The 21,536-nt window shown below is 64.1% G+C and carries 22 protein-coding genes; 10 read left to right on the top strand and 12 right to left on the bottom strand.

All coding sequences use genetic code 11. The features are described from left to right. The first annotated feature begins 5 nt into the window (after positions 1-5). Positions 6-686: a lysophospholipid acyltransferase family protein gene (locus EL2594_RS11240; RefSeq protein ID WP_011415200.1), complete on the top strand. Its 681-nt coding sequence runs from the start codon at positions 6-8 to the stop codon at positions 684-686. Here EL2594_RS11240 and EL2594_RS11235 read toward each other — a convergent pair. After that, on the bottom strand, positions 683-1,585 hold the full coding sequence (locus EL2594_RS11235; protein WP_011415199.1) for a prephenate/arogenate dehydrogenase family protein: 903 nt from the start codon (positions 1,583-1,585) through the stop codon (positions 683-685). The two genes, EL2594_RS11240 and EL2594_RS11235, sit on opposite strands and share 4 nt — an antisense overlap. Then, positions 1,582-2,685: a histidinol-phosphate transaminase gene (gene hisC, locus EL2594_RS11230; protein WP_011415198.1), complete on the bottom strand. Its 1,104-nt coding sequence runs from the start codon at positions 2,683-2,685 to the stop codon at positions 1,582-1,584. Before hisC ends, EL2594_RS11235 begins: the two co-directional genes overlap by 4 nt. Positions 2,686-2,816: 131 nt before the next feature. On the opposite strand from hisC, the gene metX reads away from it, so the two are divergent. Beyond that, positions 2,817-3,911 (top strand): homoserine O-acetyltransferase MetX, encoded by a 1,095-nt coding sequence (gene metX / locus EL2594_RS11225; RefSeq protein ID WP_011415197.1) that lies wholly within the window; start codon positions 2,817-2,819, stop codon positions 3,909-3,911. Next, positions 3,904-4,503, top strand: coding sequence for a methionine biosynthesis protein MetW (gene metW / locus EL2594_RS11220; RefSeq protein WP_011415196.1), 600 nt, complete (start codon positions 3,904-3,906; stop codon positions 4,501-4,503). Before metX ends, metW begins: the two co-directional genes overlap by 8 nt. Here metW and fghA read toward each other — a convergent pair. The 7 genes from fghA to EL2594_RS11185 all read right to left on the bottom strand — a co-directional run bounded on the left by fghA (position 4,500) and on the right by EL2594_RS11185 (position 9,907). Then, positions 4,500-5,342: an S-formylglutathione hydrolase gene (gene fghA / locus EL2594_RS11215; protein ID WP_011415195.1), complete on the bottom strand. Its 843-nt coding sequence runs from the start codon at positions 5,340-5,342 to the stop codon at positions 4,500-4,502. The genes metW and fghA overlap by 4 nt on opposite strands. 110 nt (positions 5,343-5,452) lie before the next feature. Further along, complete coding sequence (locus tag EL2594_RS11210) at positions 5,453-5,947, bottom strand: prolyl-tRNA synthetase associated domain-containing protein (protein ID WP_011415194.1); 495 nt, start codon at positions 5,945-5,947, stop codon at positions 5,453-5,455. Between the two features lie 6 nt (positions 5,948-5,953). Beyond that, complete coding sequence (locus EL2594_RS11205) at positions 5,954-6,346, bottom strand: VOC family protein (protein WP_041685295.1); 393 nt, start codon at positions 6,344-6,346, stop codon at positions 5,954-5,956. Between the two features lie 136 nt (positions 6,347-6,482). Further along, complete coding sequence (locus tag EL2594_RS11200) at positions 6,483-6,863, bottom strand: VOC family protein (protein WP_011415192.1); 381 nt, start codon at positions 6,861-6,863, stop codon at positions 6,483-6,485. 13 nt (positions 6,864-6,876) lie between these two features. Next, entirely contained in the window at positions 6,877-7,245 is a 369-nt protein-coding gene (locus EL2594_RS11195; protein ID WP_011415191.1) for a cupin domain-containing protein, read from the bottom strand. After that, positions 7,245-8,351 carry an S-(hydroxymethyl)glutathione dehydrogenase/class III alcohol dehydrogenase gene (locus EL2594_RS11190; RefSeq protein ID WP_011415190.1) on the bottom strand — a complete coding sequence of 369 codons (1,107 nt, stop codon included), beginning with the start codon at positions 8,349-8,351 and terminating at the stop codon, positions 7,245-7,247. Before EL2594_RS11190 ends, EL2594_RS11195 begins: the two co-directional genes overlap by 1 nt. Positions 8,352-8,476: 125 nt before the next feature. Continuing rightward, positions 8,477-9,907, bottom strand: coding sequence for an NAD-dependent succinate-semialdehyde dehydrogenase (locus EL2594_RS11185; RefSeq protein WP_011415189.1), 1,431 nt, complete (start codon positions 9,905-9,907; stop codon positions 8,477-8,479). A gap of 103 nt (positions 9,908-10,010) precedes the next feature. On the opposite strand from EL2594_RS11185, the gene EL2594_RS11180 reads away from it, so the two are divergent. The 5 genes from EL2594_RS11180 (at position 10,011) to EL2594_RS11160 (ending at position 14,472) form a co-directional block, all read left to right on the top strand. Next, positions 10,011-10,349 (top strand): hypothetical protein, encoded by a 339-nt coding sequence (locus tag EL2594_RS11180; protein WP_011415188.1) that lies wholly within the window; start codon positions 10,011-10,013, stop codon positions 10,347-10,349. A gap of 75 nt (positions 10,350-10,424) precedes the next feature. After that, positions 10,425-10,880 (top strand): hypothetical protein, encoded by a 456-nt coding sequence (locus EL2594_RS11175; protein ID WP_011415187.1) that lies wholly within the window; start codon positions 10,425-10,427, stop codon positions 10,878-10,880. A gap of 50 nt (positions 10,881-10,930) precedes the next feature. Then, entirely contained in the window at positions 10,931-11,602 is a 672-nt protein-coding gene (locus tag EL2594_RS11170) for a glutathione S-transferase family protein (RefSeq protein WP_011415186.1), read from the top strand. A 173-nt stretch (positions 11,603-11,775) separates the two neighbouring features. After that, complete coding sequence (gene msrB, locus EL2594_RS11165; RefSeq protein WP_011415185.1) at positions 11,776-12,189, top strand: peptide-methionine (R)-S-oxide reductase MsrB; 414 nt, start codon at positions 11,776-11,778, stop codon at positions 12,187-12,189. A 111-nt stretch (positions 12,190-12,300) separates the two neighbouring features. Next, positions 12,301-14,472 carry a transglycosylase domain-containing protein gene (locus EL2594_RS11160; protein ID WP_011415184.1) on the top strand — a complete coding sequence of 724 codons (2,172 nt, stop codon included), beginning with the start codon at positions 12,301-12,303 and terminating at the stop codon, positions 14,470-14,472. 54 nt (positions 14,473-14,526) lie between these two features. On the opposite strand, the gene EL2594_RS11155 is transcribed toward EL2594_RS11160, so the two are convergent. The 3 genes from EL2594_RS11155 to hflK form a co-directional block, all read right to left on the bottom strand. Beyond that, the gene (locus EL2594_RS11155) at positions 14,527-16,059 is read right to left on the bottom strand and encodes a Do family serine endopeptidase (protein ID WP_011415183.1); all 1,533 of its coding nucleotides are present in this window, start codon (positions 16,057-16,059) and stop codon (positions 14,527-14,529) included. A 153-nt stretch (positions 16,060-16,212) separates the two neighbouring features. After that, positions 16,213-17,058 (bottom strand): protease modulator HflC, encoded by an 846-nt coding sequence (gene hflC, locus EL2594_RS11150; protein WP_011415182.1) that lies wholly within the window; start codon positions 17,056-17,058, stop codon positions 16,213-16,215. 2 nt (positions 17,059-17,060) lie between these two features. Further along, positions 17,061-18,173 carry a protease modulator HflK gene (gene hflK, locus EL2594_RS11145; protein ID WP_011415181.1) on the bottom strand — a complete coding sequence of 371 codons (1,113 nt, stop codon included), beginning with the start codon at positions 18,171-18,173 and terminating at the stop codon, positions 17,061-17,063. Positions 18,174-18,291: 118 nt separating this feature from the next. Here hflK and EL2594_RS11140 point away from each other — a divergent pair, with 118 nt between their 5' ends. Continuing rightward, positions 18,292-19,263: an Mrp/NBP35 family ATP-binding protein gene (locus EL2594_RS11140; RefSeq protein ID WP_011415180.1), complete on the top strand. Its 972-nt coding sequence runs from the start codon at positions 18,292-18,294 to the stop codon at positions 19,261-19,263. Beyond that, positions 19,263-21,536 carry a xanthine dehydrogenase family protein molybdopterin-binding subunit gene (locus EL2594_RS11135; RefSeq protein WP_011415179.1) on the top strand — a complete coding sequence of 758 codons (2,274 nt, stop codon included), beginning with the start codon at positions 19,263-19,265 and terminating at the stop codon, positions 21,534-21,536. Before EL2594_RS11140 ends, EL2594_RS11135 begins: the two co-directional genes overlap by 1 nt.

The following is a 21,536-nucleotide window of genomic DNA, read 5'->3' as shown; positions in this document are numbered from 1 at the left end:
TCACGATGATTATTCTGCGCAACATCTGCTTCTACATCGCCTATTATATCGGCAGCACGTTCTACGTGATCGCCGCGCTGGCGCTGTTCCTGTTCGACAAGACGCTGTTCCGCCGGATCGTGAAGGGCTGGGGCGGCTATCATCGCGACTGCATGCACCTGTTCCTGCATATTGGAGTGAAGGTTGAAGGCGGACCGATCGACAGACCTGCGCTCTATGCCATCAAGCACGAGAGTTTCTTCGAAGCGCTCGATGCGCCGCAGATGTTTTCCGTGCCCGTGGTCTTTGCCAAGCGTGAACTGTTTCGCATCCCGGTATGGGGGTATCTTGCGCGTAAGTATGGGCTGGTCCCCGTCGCCCGCGATCAAGGCGCCAGGGCGCTGATGCAGATCATGCGCGAGGCACGGCAGAAGGCCGAGGAAGGCCGTCCGTTGGTAATCTTCCCAGAGGGGACCCGCGTGCCGCATGGCGAGCGGCGCAAGCTGCAATCGGGCTTCTCCGGCATTTACAAGATGGTGAAGCTGCCGGTAGTTCCCGTCGCGGTGAACAGCGGTCCGCTCTATCACCGACGCTGGAAACGCCCGGGGACGATCACTTACCGTTTCGGAGAACCGATCCCGCCCGGCCTGCCGCGACAGGAAATCGAGCAGCGAACGCTCGATGCAATCAACGCTCTGAATCGCTAGTGATCGCGCCCGAAATCGGGCGAAGCATCATCCTGCCCTTCGTCGATGATCGAACGGCGGATGTCGCGGGTGCGGCTGAAAAGCTCGTGCAGCGTCTCGCCATCGCCCGACCGGATCGCCCGCTGGAGCGCGGTCAGGTCCTCGGTAAAGCGCCCCAGCATCTCCAGCACCGCGTCGCGATTGTTGAGGAACACGTCGCGCCACATCACCGGGTCGCTCGCGGCGATGCGGGTGAAATCGCGAAAGCCGCCGGCGGAATATTTGATAACTTCGCTGCGGGTGACGTCCTCCATGTCGGAGGCAGTGCCGACGATGGTGTAGGCGATGAGGTGCGGGATATGGCTGGTGACGGCGAGCACCAGATCGTGATGCTCGGCATCCATGATTTCCACCTTGGCACCGAGTGCTTGCCACAGCGCTGTCAGGTCATCGATTGCCTGCTGGGGCGCGCCGTCGGGCGGCGTGAGGATGCACCAGCGCCCGTCGAACAGCGTGGCGAACCCTGCATCCGGGCCGCTTTGCTCGGTCCCCGCAACGGGGTGAGCGGGAACGCAGGTGTGGCTCGGCAAGGCTTCGGCAAGCGCCTTTTGTACCGAGCGCTTGGACGAGCCGACATCGCTGACGATGGCATGGGAAGGCAAGACATCAGCGATGTCTCGCGCAGCTTCGCCAATGGCGCCGACCGGCACACACAGCACCACAAGTTCGCAGCCGGAGACAGCTTCGCCAGCCGTATCGTAAACGGTGCCGACGAGCCCGCGTTCGGCAGCACGTGTGCGCGTTGCCGGATCACGATCGTAGCCGGTCGTCGCGATTCCGGGCAGCTTCTCGCGCAGGGCGAGGCTGAGCGAACCGCCCAAGAGGCCAAGGCCGATGATGGCAACGCGGCGGATCGTCATTGTGCTGCCTCGGCCGCCTCGGCGATGGTTCGCGCGATGCGGTCCATGTCCTCGGCGGTGCCGATGGTGATCCGCAGCCCATGCGGCAGGCCCTGGCCCGGTAAGTGCCGCACGGCGTAGCCTGCATCTGCAAGCGCGCTCAGCGCCGTCTCTGCCGCGAGTGTCCCTTCGAACAGGACCAGCGCGAAATTGGCTTTGCTGGGCAGCGGGCGGATGCCGTGATTGCCGAGCGCGGCCATGGCGTCGGTGAAGCGCGTCAGTTCGCGGGTGTTGTGGTCGCGCGTCCGGTCGATGAAATTCTGGTCATCGACGCCTGCCAGCGCTGCCGCCTGACCGCTGTTGGTGACATTGAATGGCCCGCGGACGCGGTTGAGCGCATCGATGAAATGCGGCGCGCCGGTGGCCCAGCCGATCCGCTCGCCGGCCAAGCCGTAAGCCTTGGAGAAAGTGCGCGTAACGAGCACGTTCTCATGTGCGGCGGCGAGGGCGAAGCCGCCATCGTCCTCCTCCGGTGTCAAATATTCGGCATAAGCCTGATCGAGCACGAACAGCACATCTTGCGGCAAGCCCGCGTGAAGCCTTGCAATCTCGTCGCGGGGCAGGAAGCTGCCGGTCGGATTGTTGGGATTGGCGACGAAGACTACGCGCGTCTTGTCCGTGACCGCCGCCAGCAGCGCATCGACGTCGGCGGCGTAGTCGGCATCAGGCGCCTCGACCGGCGTCGCCCCGCAGCGCCGCGCCGCGATGTCGTAAACCGAGAAGCTGTAGGTGCTGAACAGCACTTCGTCGCCCGGCCCCGCAAAGGCCTGCGCGGCAAGGTTGAGCAATTCATCGGACCCGGTCCCGCAGACGATCCGCCCGGCATCGAGCCCGTGAACCTCGGCCAGTTTCGCGCGCAGCGCCTTGGCATCGGGATCGGGATAGGTCGCCGGATTGCCGGGCGCGTCGAGTGCTTCGAGCGCCTTCGGCGAACATCCCAGCGGATTTTCGTTGGCCGACAGCTTGATCAGCGCCTGCCCCTGCGCGCCGGTCGCCTTGCCGGGCACATAGGCGTGAATACCTTCGATCCAAGTTTTTATCTGAGGGCGCGTGTCTGACATTGCGGGTTTCAGCCCATAAAGAAATACAGCCCTTCGACAAGCTCAGGGCGAACGGATAGAGGGGTTTGCTCCAAACCCGTTCGTGCTGAGCTTGTCGAAGCACTGTTCTTTCTTGTGGCCAAAGGTCTCGTTTGAGCAACCCGCACACCAGCCTGACCCTTCCGAACCCCCTGCCGCTCGACAGCGGGCAGGCGCTCGCGTGCGTCGAGATGGCCTACGAGACCTATGGCACCCTGAATGCGGACAAGAGCAACGCGATCCTGATCTGCCATGCGCTGACCGGCGACCAGTATGTCGCCAGCACCCACCCGATCACCGGCAAGCCCGGCTGGTGGGAGCGGATGGTGGGGCCGGGCAAGCCGATCGATACCGACCGCTTCCACGTCATCTGCGCCAACGTCATCGGTAGCTGCCTCGGTTCGACGGGCCCGCAAAGCCCCGCGTCCGACGGCGAGCCCTATGCCATGCGCTTTCCCGTCATCACGATCCGCGACATGGTGCGCGGATTGGTGGCTATGCTCGATGCGATGGGTATCGCGCAGCTGCACACCGTCGTCGGCGGATCGATGGGCGGGATGCAGGCGCTGAGCCTTGCTGCCAATTGGCCGGATCGGGCCGGACGGGTGCTGGCGATCGCGACCACCGCACGGCATTCGGCGCAGAACATCGCCTTCCACGAAGTCGGGCGGCAGGCGATCATGGCCGATCCTCACTGGTGCGGCGGTGACTATTATGGCGAGGAATCAGCGCCCGATGCCGGTCTCGCGGTTGCGCGGATGGCGGCGCACATCACCTATCTTTCCGAAGAAGGGCTGACAGAGAAATTCGGGCGGCGGTTGCAGGATCGCGATGCCAAGACCTTCGGGTTCGATGCGGATTTCCAGGTCGAGAGCTACCTTCGCTATCAGGGCAGCGGCTTCACCCGCCGGTTCGATGCCAACAGCTACCTCTACATCACCCGCGCGATGGACTATTTCGACATCGCCGAAGAGCACGGCGGCACGCTCGCCAAGGCATTCGCCGGCACGCCTGCGCGATTCTGCCTCGTCAGCTTCGACAGCGACTGGCTCTATCCCACGGCGGAAAGCCGCCATGTGGTGCACGCGCTCAATGCGGCGGGCGCGCCTGTCAGCTTCGTCGAGCTTTCCGCCCCCTTCGGTCACGACAGCTTCCTGCTCGACGTTCCCGCGCTCGACCGGGTGGTGAAAGGCTTCCTCGATGGCTGAGCGGCCTGCCCTGCGCCCCGACCTCGCGACCATCCTCGAGCGGATCGAGCCGGGCAGCCGCGCGCTCGATATCGGTTGCGGCGACGGCACGCTGATGGCGGCGCTGCGCGACGAGAAACAGGTCGACGCGCGCGGGATCGAGATCGACGGCGCCTGCGTCGAACGCTGCGTGGCGCAGGGGCTCAGCGTGGTGCAGGGCGATGCCGACCGCGACCTGGAATTCTATCCCGACAGCGCATTCGACTACGCGATCCTCAGCCAGACCCTTCAGACCGCCGCCCGACCCGACCATATGCTGGCCGAATTGCTCCGCGTCGGCCGCCGCGCCTTCGTCAGCTTCCCCAATTTCGCTTACTGGCGGATGCGCTGGGCGCTCATGCGTCGCGGCCGGATGCCGGTGACGCGCCACCTGCCGGTGACGTGGTACGAAACGCAAAACATCCACCACGTCACGGTGAAAGACTTCGAGGAACTCGCCGCACAGCTCGGCGTCAGGATCGAAGACCGCTGGTATTTCACGCGCGAGCGCGAAATCGGTGGCGGCGGCGCCAACTGGCGCGCGGAATATGCGCTGTTCGAGGTTAGCCGCTAGGCCTTCAACCTCTCCGCATGCCACGCGACGTGCTCGGCCATGAAGGTTGAGATGAAATAATAGGAGTGGTCATAGCCTTCCTGCATGCGGATTGTCGGTTCCATTCCGGCCTTGGCGCAGGCGAGGGAAAGCAGGCTGGTCTTAAGCTGGTCTTCGAGAAAATCGTCCGCGGTGCCCTGGTCAACGAGGATGTGATCGTGCCGTGTGCCGTCTTCGATCAGCGCGACGGCGTCGTATTCGCGCCAGCTTGACCGATCATCGCCCAGATAGCGGCCCAGCGCCTTCTCGCCCCAGGGCACCTGGCTGGGTGCGACGATGGGACTGAAGGCGCTGATTGAGCGGAAGTGGTCGGGATTGCGCAAGCCGATGCTTAGTGCGCCGTGGCCGCCCATCGAATGGCCGGTGATCGACTGACGGCTCATTTCGAGCGGGAAGTTGGCAGCGACCAATTCGGGCAGTTCGCGCTCGATATAGCTGCGCATGCGGTAGTGCTTGCGCCATGGCTCCTCGGTCGCATCGACGTAGAACCCCGCGCCCTTGCCGAAATCGTATTCCTCCTCCGCGTCGGGCACATCTTCGCCGCGCGGGGAGGTGTCGGGGGCGATGAAGGCGATGCCATGCTCGGCGCATGCTGCGCGGAACTCGCCCTTCTCGGTGACATTGGCATGGGTGCAGGTGAGGCCGGAGAGATACCACAGCACAGGCAATGTCTCGCCTTCGCTGTGTGGCGGGAGATAGACCGAAAATGTCATCTCGGTGCCGATCACTTCGGAATGATGAGAATAGACGCCCTGCACGCCGCCGTGGCTGCGATTTTCGCTCAAGGTTTCGAGTTTCATACCCAACTCAACTACCCGTTCGGGCTGAGCTTGTCGAAGCCCTGTTCTTCTTCTTTCCGGCACCGCACCAAAAAAAGTACAGCCCTTCGACAAGCTCAGGGCGAACGGAGTTAGGTGGTGGGGGTATTTATCACCGTCACCTCATGCCCCCACTCCCCCATCAGTCGCATCAGATCACCCGGTGCCAGCCCCAGCGTTGCGGTATTTCGCAAGGGGTGCACGTTGATCCGCTCCGCCTCTGCCAGCGCCGCGTCCAGCGCGAAGTGCACCGAACCCGGCTCCGCATTGATCATCGCCAGCGGGGTAACCGAACCGGGTGTCACACCGATCAAGCGCTCCATGGCCTCCGCTTTGCCAAAGCTAAATCGCTTCGAGGTAAGCAGGGCCGGAAGCCCCTTCAAATCGACCCGGATCTCGGCGCGCACGGTGACCAGCCGGAAGGCACCACCCGCATCCTTCAGGAACAGGTTCTTCGTATGCGCGCCGGGGATCGCGGCCTTGATGGCGCGGCTTTCCTCGACGGTGAAGACTGCCGAGTGCTCGTGCACCTCATGGGCAATCGAAAGCGCGGCGAGGTCCGCATAGAGGCCTTGCTCGCCGCGCATTCGGTGTCAGCCCGGGCGGTGGATGCCGCAGATCTTGTGGCCGTCCGGATCGGTGAAATAGCTGAGGTGCATCACCCCCATGCTGCCCTCGCGCGGGCCGGGCGGGTCTTCGATGCTGGTGCCGCCATTGGCTACGGCGACATCGTGCAACTCCACGACCTGCTCGGGCGAATCGCATTTGAAACCGATGGTCGAGCCATTCGCGGTCGTGACCGGCTCGCCGTTGATCGGCTGGCTGACGCTGAACGTGTCGCCATTGTGGTTCCAGAACAGCCGGGTCTGGCCGGTATCGTTGACATGCTCGAACGGTTCGCCCGCCCCGAGCACGCCCAGCACGGCGTTGTAGAACTTCTTCGTTTTCTCGACATCGGTGCAACCGATCATTACGTGATTGAGCATAGATCCTCTCCTTTAGACTGAATTCGACAAAGCAATGATACGGTTCGGCCCAGTCCGAACCCAGCGACCGACCGGTCGCCGGCGCCCCTGCGCCGCCCCCGTGGAGGCGCGAGCGCAGCGAGCCGACCGCGAACGATCAGGAAGGCCGGTACATCGCGCAGACCTTGTTGCCGGCGGGATCGCGTAGGTACGCGAGGTAGAGCTTCATCCCTGCGCCCTCGCGAATGCCCGGCGGGTCTTCGATCGCGGTGCCGCCATGGGCGAGACCGGCCTCGTGCCAGGCATCGGCCTGCTCCTCGCTTTCTGCCGCAAAGCCGAGCGTGAAGCCGTTGCCGCAGCTGGCGGGCTGGCCGTCGATCGGCTTGGTGACCATGAAGATATTGCCCTTGTGCAGGTACATCACCCGGCCGCCCGGATCGACGCTGCCTTCGCGGCCACCGAGGGCCTTGAAACAGGCATCGTAGAAAGTCTTGGCGGCATCGAGATCATCCGCTCCGATCATGACATGGCTGAACATGGATCTTTCTCTCCTACAGATCGACGGCCTTGGTGGCGGTCGCTTTATTGCCTGTGTTGGGTGTATCAGCGGCATCCATCACGAACACCTTGGCTTCGCCGCGTGGGGCGCGGGGGCGATGTTCCGTGCCGCGCGGGACGACAATCATTTCGCCTGCCTTGAGCGTTTCGGTCCGGTCGACGAAGTCGATCTCCAGTTCGCCTTCCACGACAAGAAACATCTCGTCGGTCTCGTCGTGCTGGTGCCAGTGAAAGTCGCCTTCGAGTTTGCACAACCGCACTTCGTTGCCGTTGAAACGGGCGACGATCTTGGGGGACCACTGCTCGCTGAAGGCGGCAAACTTTTCACCGAGCACGACTTTGGTGGGGGCAGCGCCCGCCATCAATAGACTACTACGGCGCGAATGCTCTCACCCGCATGCATCAGGTCGAAGCCTTTGTTGATCTCGTCGAGGCTCAATCGGTGCGTGATCATCGGGTCGATTTCGATCTTTCCGGTCATGTACCAGTCGACGATCTTCGGCACATCGGTGCGCCCCTTGGCTCCGCCGAACGCGGTGCCGCGCCAATTGCGGCCCGTCACGAGCTGGAACGGGCGGGTGGCGATTTCCTTGCCCGCTTCGGCCACGCCGATGATGATGCTGGTGCCCCAGCCCTTGTGGCAGCATTCCAGCGCATCGCGCATCACGTCGGTATTGCCGGTGCAGTCGAAGCTGTAGTCGGCCCCGCCGTCGAGCATCTCGACGAGGTGTTCAACTACGTTTGAGGTTTCCTTCGGATTGACGAAATCGGTCATCCCGAACTTGCGGCCCCATTCCTCTTTCGAAGGGTTGATATCGACGCCGACGATGCGGTCTGCACCCGCGAGCTTCGCGCCCTGGATCACGTTCAGCCCGATCCCGCCGAGGCCGAAAACGACGACATTATCGCCCGGCTGGACCTTGGCGGTATTGGTCACCGCACCAACGCCCGTCGTCACGCCGCAGCCGACATAGCAGGTGGTGTCGAACGGCGCGTCTTCGCGGATCTTGGCAACGGCAATTTCCGGAAGCACAGTAAAGTTCGAGAAGGTCGAGCAACCCATGTAGTGGTAGATCGTCTCTCCCTTGTAGCTGAAGCGGCTGGTGCCGTCGGGCATCAGGCCTTGCCCCTGCGTCGCGCGGATCGCGCTGCACAGGTTGGTCTTGCCCGAAAGGCACATTTTGCACTGGCGACATTCGGGCGTGTAAAGCGGGATCACGTGATCGCCCGGCTTGACCGAGGTCACGCCCGCACCGACTTCGCGCACCACGCCGCAGCCTTCGTGGCCGAGAATGCTCGGGAAAATTCCTTCGCTGTCAAGCCCGTCGAGCGTGTAGGCATCGGTGTGGCAGATGCCGGTCGCCATGATCTCGACCAGAACTTCGCCGGCCTTGGGGCCTTCAAGGTCGAGCTCGACGATCTCGAGCGGCCTCTTGGCTTCAAAGGCGACGGCAGCGCGGGTTTTCATATTTGCCTATCTCCCAAAAATCAGTTCGGGCTGAGCCTGTCGAAGCCCTGCTCTTCTTTTTGGCATGCAATGCACCAGAAGAAAGTACAGCCCTTCGACAGGCTCAGGGCGAACGGACAATACTGTTACGCGCTCTCATGCACGGTCTTGCTGACCATGCAAGCGCTGACGCCTTCGGCTCCGTCTTCGAGGCCGTAGCCCGACCATTTGACCCCGCCGAAGGGCGCATCCGCTGCGCTGACGGTGCCGCCGTTGATCGCCAGCATCCCCGCTTCGATCTCGCTCGCCAGCGACATCCGGCGTTTGCTATCCTGCGTCCACGCATAGGCGGCGAGGCCATAGGGTAGCCGGTTGGCTTCCTCCACCATCGCATTGTAGCTGGGCATCGGATTGATGATCGCGACCGGGCCGAACGGTTCCTCGTTCATGATTTCGGCATTGGTCGGCACTTCGCTCAGCACGGTCGGCTGGTGGAAGAAGCCCTGGTTGCCGATCCGCTCGCCGCCGGTGAGGAGCTTGGCGCCGTGTTCCTTCGCATCGGCGATCTTGGACTGGATCCCGTCCGGGCCGCGCGCGCTGGCCATCGGACCCATGTCGGTGTCCTTGTCGAAGCCGCTGCCGACTTTCACTTTCTCGGCGCGTTCGACGAAGCCGTCGCGGAATTTCTCGAACACGTCTTCCTCGACTAGGAAGCGCGTCGGGCTGACGCAGACCTGCCCGGCATTGCGGAACTTGTTGCCCGCCATGGTGTCGAGCGCGGCATCGATATCGGCATCGTTGAAAACCAGCACCGGGCCATGACCGCCCAGCTCCAGCGTCGTGCGCTGCAGGTTCTCCGCCGCCAGCTTGGCCAAGTGCTTGCCGACCGCTGTCGATCCGGTGAAGGTCATCTTGCGAATGATCGGACTGGCGAGCAGGTGTTCGGAAATGTCCGACGGCTTGCCGAACACGGCCTGGCACGCCTCAACCGGCACGCCCGCATCGAGCATCGCCTGCACCATGGCGAGGCCGCCTGCCGGGGTCTCCTCGCTCGGCTTGACGATCACCGAGCAGCCCGCCGCCAGCGGTCCACCGATCTTGCGCATCACGTTCAAGGCCGGGAAGTTCCATGCGGCGAAGCCTGCCACCGGGCCGACCGGCTCGTGCCGCACTTCGACCCGCTGGCCGTCGGGGCGAACCAGCGTCTTGCCGTAATTGCGCTTGCACTCGCCGGCGTAGAATTCGAGCAGCATGGCGCAGTAGATCGTCTCGCCGACCGCTTCCTTAACCGGCTTGCCCTGTTCGCGGGTGATCGACGCGCCGATATTTTGCGCGCGCTCGCGGATCAGGCTCGCGGCCTTGCGCAGGATCGCTTCGCGCTTGTCGGCACCTGTCGCCCGCCAGCTTGCGAACCCTGCCTTGGCGTGATCGAGCGCCGCGTCGAGATCGTCGCTGGTCGCCTTGGGAAGCGCCGCGAACGCTTCGCCGGTGGCCGGGTCGATCACGTCGATCATATCGCGACCGTTCGCGATCGCCTCGCCACCGATCAGGAGGTTGAGTTGGGGATATTCGGACATGGGGGCCTCTCCAGGTAGATTCGCTTGTGCAGACCCTTGGGGTGTGCCGGGAGCGCCGTAAAGGGGCAGCATTGGTTCAGCTTGGCCGCTATAGGGGCGAGCCATGCTTATCGCTTCGCTTATCCTCGCGCTGCAGTCCGCACCTGCCCCGGCGGCGCTCTCGCTCGAGCAACAGACCGCGATCCGTTGCTCTGCAGCCTTCGCAATCCTTGCCGAAGGGCAAGCACGCGGCGATCCCCGTATGGCGCCCTATCCCGTTCTCGGCACACGCGGGCGCGAATTTTTCGTCGTCAGTTCTGCGCGGATCATGGACGAAACCGGGCGCAGCCGCGGCCAGGTTGCACAAGTGCTCCAAACCGAAGCGCGCAGCCTCAGGGAAGAGGGCGCGCTTGAAGCGACCATGCCCGCCTGCCTGCTGCTGCTCGACACATCGGGCCTGTGATCGTCCGTTCAGATTAAGCTCATTAAAGCTGAACTATTCTTCGCGCATTCGAAATTCCGATTCGAAGGAAAGCCTATGCGTCGCCTGTTTGTCTTGGGAGCTGCCACCATGCTGGCATTGCCCGCCCCCGCTCTGGCCCAGGATTTCGTCGTCGATATCGACGATCGCTCGGCCGAGGAAAAGATCGGTGTGCTCAGCGATACTCTACGCGATCCGATGTTGCAGGCGCAGGCCGCCGATACGCTCGGCGCCTTGTCGCAAGTGCTGCTCAACCTGAAGATTGCCCCCTTCGTCGAAGCGATGGAGCAAGCGACGGGTGAGCCGGTCTACGACGTCGATCCCGATGCCGAACTGCGCGACATTGCTCCTGAGGCCGAGCGCCTGCCGGACGCGATCGAGAGCGAATTGCCTCGCGCGATGGACCGTATGGCCGGCATGGGCGACGCGTTCACCACACTTCTTCCGGCGCTGCGCGACATGGCGCGCCAGTTCGAGCAAGCCGTCGATGAGAGCGCAATTTCCGTCCGATAACGCGCCACAGCATATAGACGCTGCGCGCCGCTTGCGGCACAACACTTTCCATGTGGCGCGTCTATTGCTTCCCCCTCTGTCCCTTCAGCCGCAAGATCCGCTTGCTGATGAGCGAGAAGGGGATCGGCTATGAAATCTGGCGGACCGATCCGTGGGATGCGGGCGAAGAGTTCTGGGACATGAACCCCGCCGGGCGCACGCCGGTCGTGCGCGATGCAGTCAAGGACATTACCCTAGCCGATAGCCGCGCGATCGCCGAATATTTCGAAGAGACGGTCGACAAGGCCCCGATGATCAACGGCACGGCCAAGAACCGGGCCGAGATTCGCCGCCTCGTCGCGCTGTTCGACGAAAATTTCTACCACGACGTCACCATGCCGCTGCTGCACGAGCGGATGAAGAAGCGGCTGATCCTGCGGCAGCCCCCCGACAGCCGCATGCTCCGCGATGCCATGAAGATGGCGCACGGGCACCTGGATTACATCGATTACCTGGTCGACACGCGCCCATGGCTGGGCGGTCCGCAGATGAGTCTGGCCGATCTTGCCGCTGCGGCGCAGATTTCGGTCGCCGACTATCTCGGCGGGATCGACTGGCGAGACCATGCCGAAGCGCACAGCTGGTACACGACGGTGAAGAGCAGGCCGAGCTTCGGCCCGCTGCTGAGCGAGCGCATGGAAGTGATCCAGCCGCCAAGGCACTACGCGCTGCTGGACGAATGATTTGTATTCCGCACGCCATCCGGCGCGCGAAATCCTCGCTCAAGGGGCCTGTCGGCCCAATCGCTGCGGGCGGCCGGTCAGCCTTGCGGCGCTTCGCGCCGTGCTTCGCGACCATGCCGTTATCTTGAGGCGGACGATCACACTCCCCATATCTCCGGCAAAGGAGACGCCGCATGACCGATCCCAAAGCCACTCCCGACAGTGACTGGCGCGAAAAGCTCACTCCCGAGCAGTTTCACGTCCTGCGCGAAAAGGGCACCGAACGCGCTTTCACGGGCCAGTACGACAAATTTTACGAAGACGGCGAATATTACTGCGCCGGATGCGGGGCCAAGCTGTTCGAGAGCGATGCCAAATACAATAGCGGCTGCGGATGGCCCGCCTTCACCAAGCCAGCCGAGGGCGAGGCTGTGGAAGAGCACCGCGACGTTTCGCACGGCATGATCCGGACCGAAGTGACCTGCGCCAATTGCGACGGGCATCTTGGCCATGTCTTTCCCGATGGGCCGCAGGACCAGGGCGGCTTGCGCTATTGCATTAACAGTGCAGCGCTCGATTTCGCCAAGGATGACGACGCGTCCGGCTGACTGACCCCTCCACAGTGCCCATTCACTGCCGGTTAGCCTTCGGCCGTCCATGGGTTATAGGGGAACGGGTGCGCGGCCTAAGCGCGCGGGTGACAGGATAGTACGGAACTGATGGCCAAACGCGGCAGCCGCCGGCAAGCGGCGCAGAAAGCCAGGAAAGCAGCGGCAGGCAAGCAGCCCGGCACCTTCGGTCGCTGGGTGCGCCGCATCGCCCTCTGGGGCACGGCTATCGCCGTCCTCGGCGCGCTGTTCGTGGGTCTCGCCGTCCTGTTCGCAGCACGATCGCTTCCCAGCTATTCGCAGTTGAAGGCGACCCAGAACGCGCAGACTATCGTCGTGCGCGCGCGCGACGGGACGGAAATCCTCGAGCTCGGCCCCAGCTTCGGCGAGTGGCTCGATCACGACGAAATTCCGCAAGTGATGAAGGACGCGATGATCTCGGTCGAGGACCGTCGCTATTATTCGCATTTCGGTGTCGATCCCTACGGACTCGCGCGAGCGGTCTATACCGCCGCGACGGGCAATGGGCGTATATCGGCGACGTCGACCATCACTCAGCAGCTGGCGCGCAATATCTTCCTCAATTCCAATCGCACGGTCGATCGCAAACTGCGAGAAGGCGTGCTCGCGCTGGCACTGGAAACGAAGTTTTCGAAGGAACAGATCCTCGAACTCTATCTCAACAAGGTCTACTTCGGTGGCGGCGCCTACGGGATCGACAGCGCGAGCCGTAAATTTTTCAGCCATCCCGCCAGCGAGCTTACCGTCGCGGAAGCTGCGATCATCGCAGGTCTGGTCAAGGCCCCAAGCCGCTATTCGCCGACTGCCGATGTCGACGCCGCCGTCGGACGGGCCAAGACCGTGCTGCGGCTGATGCGCGAACAGGGCCGCATTACCGCAAGCCAGGCTTCGGTCGATGTCGATGCCGTCAATCTCAAGCAGGAAGCGGGACAGAACTCCGTCCGCTATTTCACCGACTGGGCGCTACCGCAGCTCGATATCCTGTTGCCCGAAACTTTCGAGCCGATCACGGTCTGGACCACGCTCGATGTCGGCATGCAGCGCGCGGCGCAGACCTCGATAGAGGCCAATACGCCGAACGGGGCGCAGGGTGCACTCGTCAGCATGGATCGCGACGGTGCGATTCTCGCGCTCGTTGGCGGCAGCGACTATGTCGAGACGAGTTTCAACCGCGCGACGACGGCACTGCGCCAGCCGGGTTCCGCCTGGAAACTGTTCGTCTATCTCGCCGCGCTGGAAGCCGGCTACACCCCGGAAGATCGCGTCGTCGATACACCGGTCACGATAGACGGGTGGAGCCCGCGCAATTCAGGCGGCGGCTATTCGGGCGAGATGAACCTGCGGACCGCTTTTGCCTATTCGAAGAACACCGTCGCCGCGCAGCTCGGCAACGAGGTCGGCTTCGGTACGGTCGCGTCGATGGCGCGCCGGTTCGGGATCACTACAGAGATTTCGACCTTCCCGGCCATGGTGCTGGGATCGAGCGAAGTCCGTCTGATCGACATGACCCGCGCGTTCGCTGCGGTGTCGGCCAAGGGCATGAGCGTCGAGCCTTACGGCATCGTCAAGGTGACGACTTCCGACGGCGAGACGCTGTATCAGCGCGAGAAGCCGCGCGAGGTGAAGCTGGTGCCGGATTATGTCGCCGCCGGTATGACCGACCTGTTGCAGGCGGCGGTCGCCACCGGCACCGGTCGCGCCGCCCAGATCGGGCGCCCCGTGGCCGGCAAGACCGGCACGACCAGCTCCAACAAGGATGGCTATTTCGTCGGCTTCTCCAGCGGCATCACAACCGGCGTTTGGATGGGCCGCGACGACAACCGGGCCGTCGGTGGTTTGCAGGGAGGTCGCGCACCGGCGCAGGCCTTTGCCGCCTTCATGCGCTTCGCGGTGAAGGATCGCCCGCCGGAAAAATTCGAGACCGACCTGCAATTGCCGGAATGGCAGCTCGAACCCGACGACGAATTCTATTTCGGCGATCCGGACGACTATTATTATATCGACGAGCAGGGGAACCTGATCGAACCGGGACGGGTCGAAGGCCCGCGCGGCGACGGTTTCCCGGTCGAAGGCGAAACAGCGCCTGGCCCGGCCAACCGTACGCCGCCGCCCGATCCGGCGCGCGATGGCGCTCCGCAGGCGGCCAGCGACGACTTTCTCGAACGTGCCACCGGAGGCGACAACGAGCAGCGTTCGCCGCCGCCCCGGCAGCCTGCGCAAAGGCCCCAGCCGCCGCCCGGCACAAATTCGCAGAACCGATAGAAAAAGCCCCGCCGGATCGCTCCGACGGGGCTCTTTTTTGCTCGGTGCAATCTGTTAGCGGAAGCGCACTGCGCGGAAGGCCGTCTGCCCGCCGCGGCGGAAGCGCAGCAGGACAGAGCTGCGACCGGCCTCCTCGGCCTGCTGGACGATCGCCTCGAGATCTTCGACGCTTTCGACCGGCTCGTAATTCGCCGACAGGATGATGTCCCGGCGGCGCAGGCCCTTGCGCGCGGCGTCCGAATTCGGATCGACCACGGCGATGGCGAGCCCGCGCGTATCGGCCGCGACACCGAGCTGGCGCGCGATTTCGGGCGTCACCGGAATGACACCAAGACCGAGCTTGTCGGCGAGCATTTCGCTGTCGTCCATCTCGGGCGCAGCATCGGGATCTTCGTCTTCGTCCTGCGAGAATATCTGCGACTGGCGGAGTTCCTCTTCGCTCGGGCGCTTGCCCACCGTGACATTGAGCGTGCGGCGCGAGCCTTCGCGGAACACCTCCACCGGCACGGTGGTGCCGGGCGAAATGTTGGCGATGAGGAAGGACAGCGTCTGATCGGGCGTTACGTCCTTGCCATCGATCTTGAGCACGACGTCGCCCGCGCGAATACCCGATCGGTCGGCGGCCTCGCCATCGACCACGGTTTGCACGATCTCGCCGCGGTTCTTCGGCAGGCCGAGCGAGTCGGCGACATCTTCGCTGACCTGCTGGATCTGCACGCCAAGATAGCCGCGCTCGATAGCGTTGCCGCGCTGGAGCTGGGCCACGATCGGGGCGGCGGTTTCCGCCGGGATGGCGAAGCCGATACCGACGCTGCCGCCCGATGGCGAGAAGATCGCATTGTTGATGCCGATCACATTGCCCTGCATGTCGAACAGCGGGCCGCCCGAATTGCCTCGGTTGATGCTGGCATCGGTCTGGATATAGCGGTCGTACGCGCCGCCGCCCGTGTTGCGCAGCTGTGCGGAGACGATGCCGCTGGTGACGGTACCGCCCAGGCCGAACGGGTTGCCGATCGCGATCACCCAGTCGCCAGCGCGGGCCTGGCTGGAGTCGCCGAAGCGCACGAAGGGGAAGGGCTCCGAACGGCTGACCTTGAGCACGGCCAGATCGGAAGCCGCATCGGCCCCGACCAGTTCGGCCGCATATTCGCGCCCGTCGGGCAGGGTAACGGTGATTTCCTCGACCGTCCCGCGTCCGTTGGGAGCCACCACGTGGTTGTTGGTGACGACATAGCCGTCGGCGGAGATGAAGAAACCCGAACCGAGCGACTGCGCCTCGCGCGTCTGGGGCTGCTGCGGCTGGCCCCGGCGGTTGAAAAGATCGGCAAACGGCGTGCCCTGGAAGGGGTTGCGGTTCTGCACTTCGATCCGCTGCCGGGTCGAGATATTGACCACGGCGGGCTGCAATTGCTCCGTCAGTTCGGCGAAGCTTTCCGGCGCACCGGCACGCGGCACGACATTGGACATCACGCGGTCGTCGTTCTGGGCCACCTGGGCACCGGCCGGCTGGCCGGTCAGGAGGGATACGGTCGCGCCGCCCACCAGCAGCGCAGAGGTCAGGCCATAAGCATAGCGCACGGGTTTCACGTCCTCTCGTTCCTTTTCGTTTCGTCTGGTGCAGATACGCACCGAAAGGTGTTCCGGTTTCAGGTCCGGGTCGATTTCCGTGTTCAGCGCGCGGGCGCTGAACCGCGGTTTAACGACAATTGTAGTCGTCGACCGACGACCCAGTCGGTTCGATCAGCGCCGACCGCGGAACTGGTTCAGATATTCGTTGTCCGGCGACAGGATGAAGGAGCTTTCCGACTCGCTGTTCTGGAATGTCGTGCGATAGCTCTGCATCGCGCGGTAGAAATCGTAGAAATCGGGATCCTTGCCATAAGCCGTCGCATAGATGCGCGCAGCCTGCCCTTCGGCCTCGGCGCGAATGATCTGCGCGTCGCGGCGACCTTGGGCGCGGATCGTCTCGGCCTCTTCCTGCCGGTCGGACTGCATGCGGGTGAAAGCGGCTTCGAGCGGGGTGCCATCGGGAAGGTCGGCCCGCTTGATGCGAACGTCGAGCACCTGCGCGCCATACTGGCGCGCCTGCCGGTCCAGAATATCGCGAATGTTGGTCATCGCATTGCCGCGCTCTGCCGTCAGCAACGATGCAAACGTCCGGCGGCCGAGTTCCTGCCGCAAGACCGACGTCAGGATCGGTGCCAGCTGGTTGGCAACATTGCCTTCGGTCCGTGCGTTTCGCACCATTTCGATCGGGTCGATGATCCGGAACCGGGCATAGGCATCGACCTGCAGGCGCTGCTGGTCGCTGGTCAGGACCTGCTGCCGTTCCATGTCGAGATCCAGGATCCGCCGATCTACGATCTGGACACGCTGTACGAGTGGCAAGTGCCACTGGATCCCGGCGTTGGTCGCACCGAAGGGTTCGTCGGGATTGAACTTGTTGATCGTCTTGACCGGTTCACCACCCTGAAGGACCACGGCCTGCTCGTCTTCGCCGACGAAGACGATGCTCATCGCGGCCAGGATCGCGAGCACGATAATGGCGATGATCGGGAGTTTATAATTCTGCCAGATGCTGTCCATGATTACTGACCCTCCGCCTGGGACGCGCGGTTGCGGCGCTGAACTTCGGGGAGCGGCAGATACGGCGTAACCCCGTCGGCCTCGATCACGGTCTTGTCGGTTTCTCTCAGCACGCTTTCCATTGTCTCGTAATAGAGGCGACGACGCGTCACATCGGGCGCGAGCCGGTATTCAGCGTATATCTTGTCGAAAGCGGCCGCATCGCCCTGTGCGCGGGCGAGCAACTGCTGGGCATAGCGGCGGGCGCGGTTCAATTCGGCCTGCGCATCCTGCTCGGCCGCCGAAACGTCCTTGAACGCGTCGACCACGGTTTCGGGCGGATCGGTCTTGTCGATCTCGATACCCTGCACCACGATCCCGGCCTGATAGGCATCGAGGATCGCCTGCATGCGCTCGCGAACATTCTGCTCGATCTCGGCGCGGCCTTCGCCCGACAGGACCGTGTCCAGTTCCAGTTCGGCCACCGACTGGCGCATCGCGGTTTCCGCCGCTTCACGGACCGTCTCGATGGGGTCGGCCAGGCGATAGCGGAAAAGCGCGAGGTCGCCGATATTCCAGCGAATAAGATAGCTGAGATCGACCAGGTTCTGATCGCCTGTCAGGATCAGCTTCTGCGTGTCACCGGCCGGAATTTTCTCGGAGCGGATTTCCTGCACGTTCTCCTTGTCCACCGACTGGATCGGGTAGGGGAGCGTAACCTGGAAGCCCGAATCCATCGTCCGGGAATATTTGCCACCGATCCACGAAACGAGCGCCTGCTCTGCCGGGGCCACCTGGTGCACGCTGGTCGTGAGAATCCAGACTGCCGCGAGGCCGCCGAGCGCCAACGGAAACCAGCTCTTGCCGCCGGGCCGTTCGGGCAGGCGGAAATTCGGCCCCTTGCCGCCGCCGCCGGTGCGGCGCGGACCTTCGGGGCCGCGGTTCTTGAAGATATCCTCGATACTGGCCGAACGGCGAGGTTCGCCCCTGTCCTTTCCAGGGGGGAGCCACGGATTGCGCGGGCCCTTCGAACCTTCGGAGGACGGCACATCGCCGCTGGTGCTGTCGTCGCCGCCGGACCCTTCGTCATTGCTGCCTTTGCCGCCACCTGATCCCCAGGGACTCTTGCCAGCCATGGCGAGACCGATCCGGTTACGGAACCTGTCAAAACTCTGCATGCTTCTCGTTATAGGTAGCCCCGCCCAGAAAAACAGGGGTGGCAGGCGCAAAATTGCTGCTAGGAGCGCGAGCGTCATGGATGAGACAGCGCTCCGTTCGGCCCTTCCTGAAAATATTGCCTATCGAGTCCAGGCTCTGAAGCTGGCTGAGGACGGCGGTGTGAGCGTCGTCCTCGACGGGACGGGCCTTGGCGCAGCGGAGCGCGCTTCGTTCGAGCAGGCGGCGAAGCAGGCGATCGAAGCAGTCGAAGGCGTATCCGATGCGCGCATCGCGGTGATGGCGGACCGGGTGAAGCGGCGCTTCATCGCGATCGGCTCCGGCAAGGGCGGCGTCGGCAAATCCACGCTCACCGCCAATCTGGCTGTCGCGCTCAAGCGCATGGGCCACAAGGTCGGCGTGGTCGATGCCGATGTCTACGGTCCGTCACAGCCGACCTTGCTGGCAAGCGAGAAAGCCAAGCCCGAAGCGATCGACCGCACCCTCCAGCCCGTCGCGGGGACGCTCGGCATCCCGATGCTGTCGATGGGGCACCTTATCGCGCCGGGCAAGGCACTGGCCTGGCGCGGGCTCAAGGCGGCCGGTGCGCTGACCGAATTGATCGAGGCCGACTGGGGCGATGCCGAAACCATCTTGATCGACCTGCCACCGGGCACAGGCGACGTCCAACTGACGATGATCCAGAAGCACCGTCCCGATGGCGCTGTGATCGTCTCCACGCCGCAGGACCTTGCGCTGATCGACGCGGCGCGCGCCGGGCAATTGTTCGAAACCGCCGGAGTACCGGTGATCGGGCTGGTCGAGAATATGAGCGGCTATCAATGCCCGCATTGCGGCGAATTCAGCGACCCCTTCGGGCAGGGCGGTGTGGAAAGCATCGCCGCGCGGCTGGAATTGCCCTTTCTTGGGCGTATCCCCCTCACCATGGATATTCGCATTGCCAGCGACGCGGGTAACCCGCCCGCCGCGGAGGATGGCGCGACGGGAGCGCCTTTCATGGCGGTGGCCGAAAAGCTCGCGAACTGGCTCAAGCAAGGCAAGCACGGCTGATGGTGCTGGTCAGCCGCCGCGGATTGCTCGCCGGGGCGGCGGTCGGCGGCGGGCTGCTGGTCGCCTGGGCGCTCTGGCCGCGCGATTACGGCTTGCCTCTGGCACCGGCGGAGGGCGAAAGCGCCTTCAATGCCTGGCTCAAGATCGGCAGCGACGGGATTGTGACCGTTGCGGTGCCGCAGCTCGAAATGGGGCAGGGCGTAACGACCCTGCTGCCGCAAGTCATAGCGGTCGAGCTGGGGGCGGACTGGCGACAGGTGGCAGTCGAACCGGCCCCGCCCAACGGCGCCTATGCCAATGTCCCGCTGGCCGCGAAATGGGCGCCCCTGTGGCTGCCAGAGGCGACGCCGGGCTTCGTGGAAACAAAATCGGACGATCTCGTCGTCCGCCGTTTCGCAGAACACACGCGGTTTATGGCGACCGCCGAAGGCACGTCGCTAGAAGCCTATGAACAGCCATGCCGCGAAGCGGCCGCGGCTGCTCGTGCGATGCTTAACGAAGCGGCCGCCAGCCGCTGGGATGTCCCGGTCGAGGAATGCGAGGCGCAATCTGGTTTCGTGATCCACGGTGACAAGCGCCTGCGGTTTGCCGAACTGGCCGAGGAAGCGGCAGAGCTCGATCCGCCCGACCCGGCGCCCCTGCGCGCCGAGTCGGCGTTCGAAGAACCGATTGCGGGCGAGGCAGACGCCGCCACATCCTATCCAAGACTGGATTTGCCATCGAAGGTCGATGGCAGCCACCTGTTCGCAGGCGATATCCGGCTGCCGGGGATGGTCTACGCCGCGATCCGTCACGGCCCGATGGACCAGTCGGAATTGAGCCGTTTCGATGTCGGGAAGGCGCGCAGCGTGACTGGCTTCATCAGCGCCATCGAAGGCAAAAGCTGGCTGGCGGCGGTGGCAGACAATTTCTGGGCGGCGGAGAAGGCGCTCGACGCGATGGGCGCGCGATTCACGACTGTCACCCCAGCCGACAGCGCCGAGATCGAGCAGGTACTCGACGAAGCGCTGCGCGAAGGCGCGGGCTATCGTGTCGCGACGCGCGGCGAAGGCGATGCGGCGATGGGCAAGCCGAACCTCGCGCTGCGCTACGACATCGCGCCTGCGCAACACCAGCCGCTTGAGACGGCAACCGCGACCGCATGGCTGCGCGATGGAAGGCTCGAGCTCTGGATCGCCAGCCAGGCCCCCGAGCACACGCGTGAGGCAGCGGCCAGAGCGATCGGCCTCGCGGCCGAGGATGTCGTGCTCTATCCGATGCCCGCAGGCGGTAGTTTCGACCGGCGGCTGGAGCACGGCCATGCCATCGAGGCGGCGCTGATTGCGCGCGAGGTCGGACGGCCCGTGCAACTGATCTGGTCGCGTTGGCAGGAAATACTCGCCGGATATCCGCGCGCACCGGCGGTGGCACTGATCACTGCCAAGCTCGGCCCGACCGGTACGATACAGGTCTTGCGCAGTCGTTTCGCCACCCCGCCATGGGGCCGCGAGTTCGGCGCGCGGCTGTTCGACAATGCCACCAGCTGGTCGGCGATCGAGGCGAGTGGGGGCGGGCCGGATCCAATGACGGTCGAAGGCGCGATGCCCCCCTATGGCATACCCAACGTGGCAGTGGATCACGTGCCGGTCGCGACCGGGCTGCCCGCCGGAAAGATGCGCGGGCAGGCGCATGGCTATACGGCCTTTGCGATCGAGAGCTTCATCGACGAAGTGGCCGCCCGCAACAATCGCGAGCCGCTATCCTTCCGCATCGAGATGCTCGGGCAGGATATCCGTCTGGTCGAATGCCTGCAGCGGGCCGCTCGCCTTGCCGACTGGGGTGGCGGTGACGATGGCAGCGGGCAAGGCCTCGCCTGTCATCGCATGGGGGAAGCCGAGAGTGGCGGGCGGATCGCCTGCATCGCCACGGCTCGCCGCGACGAAGGTGGTGTGCGTGTTACGAAACTGACGGCCGCGGTCGACGTCGGACGGATCGTAAATCTCGATCTCGCCCGCCAGCAGATCGAAGGCGGTTTGGTGTTCGGTCTTTCGCTCTCGCTGGGATCGAGCGTCGGCTACGCGCGCGGGCTGCCAATGGTCGACCGGCTGGCCGACCTCAACCTCCCGCTATTGGCCGATTGTCCGGAGATCGAGGTCGATTTCATTCGCAGCAACGCGCCGGCCTTCGACCCGGGCGAGCTCGGGGTGGCGGTGGTCGCCCCGGCTATCGCCAACGCGCTGTTCTCCGCCTCGGGCGTCCGGTTCCGGCAATTGCCCCTGTTCTCGGGACTATAG

Source organism: Erythrobacter litoralis HTCC2594 (assembly GCF_000013005.1).
Classification (GTDB): Bacteria; Pseudomonadota; Alphaproteobacteria; order Sphingomonadales; family Sphingomonadaceae; genus Parerythrobacter; species Parerythrobacter litoralis_A.
This window is presented reverse-complemented; position numbering and strand designations above follow the sequence as displayed.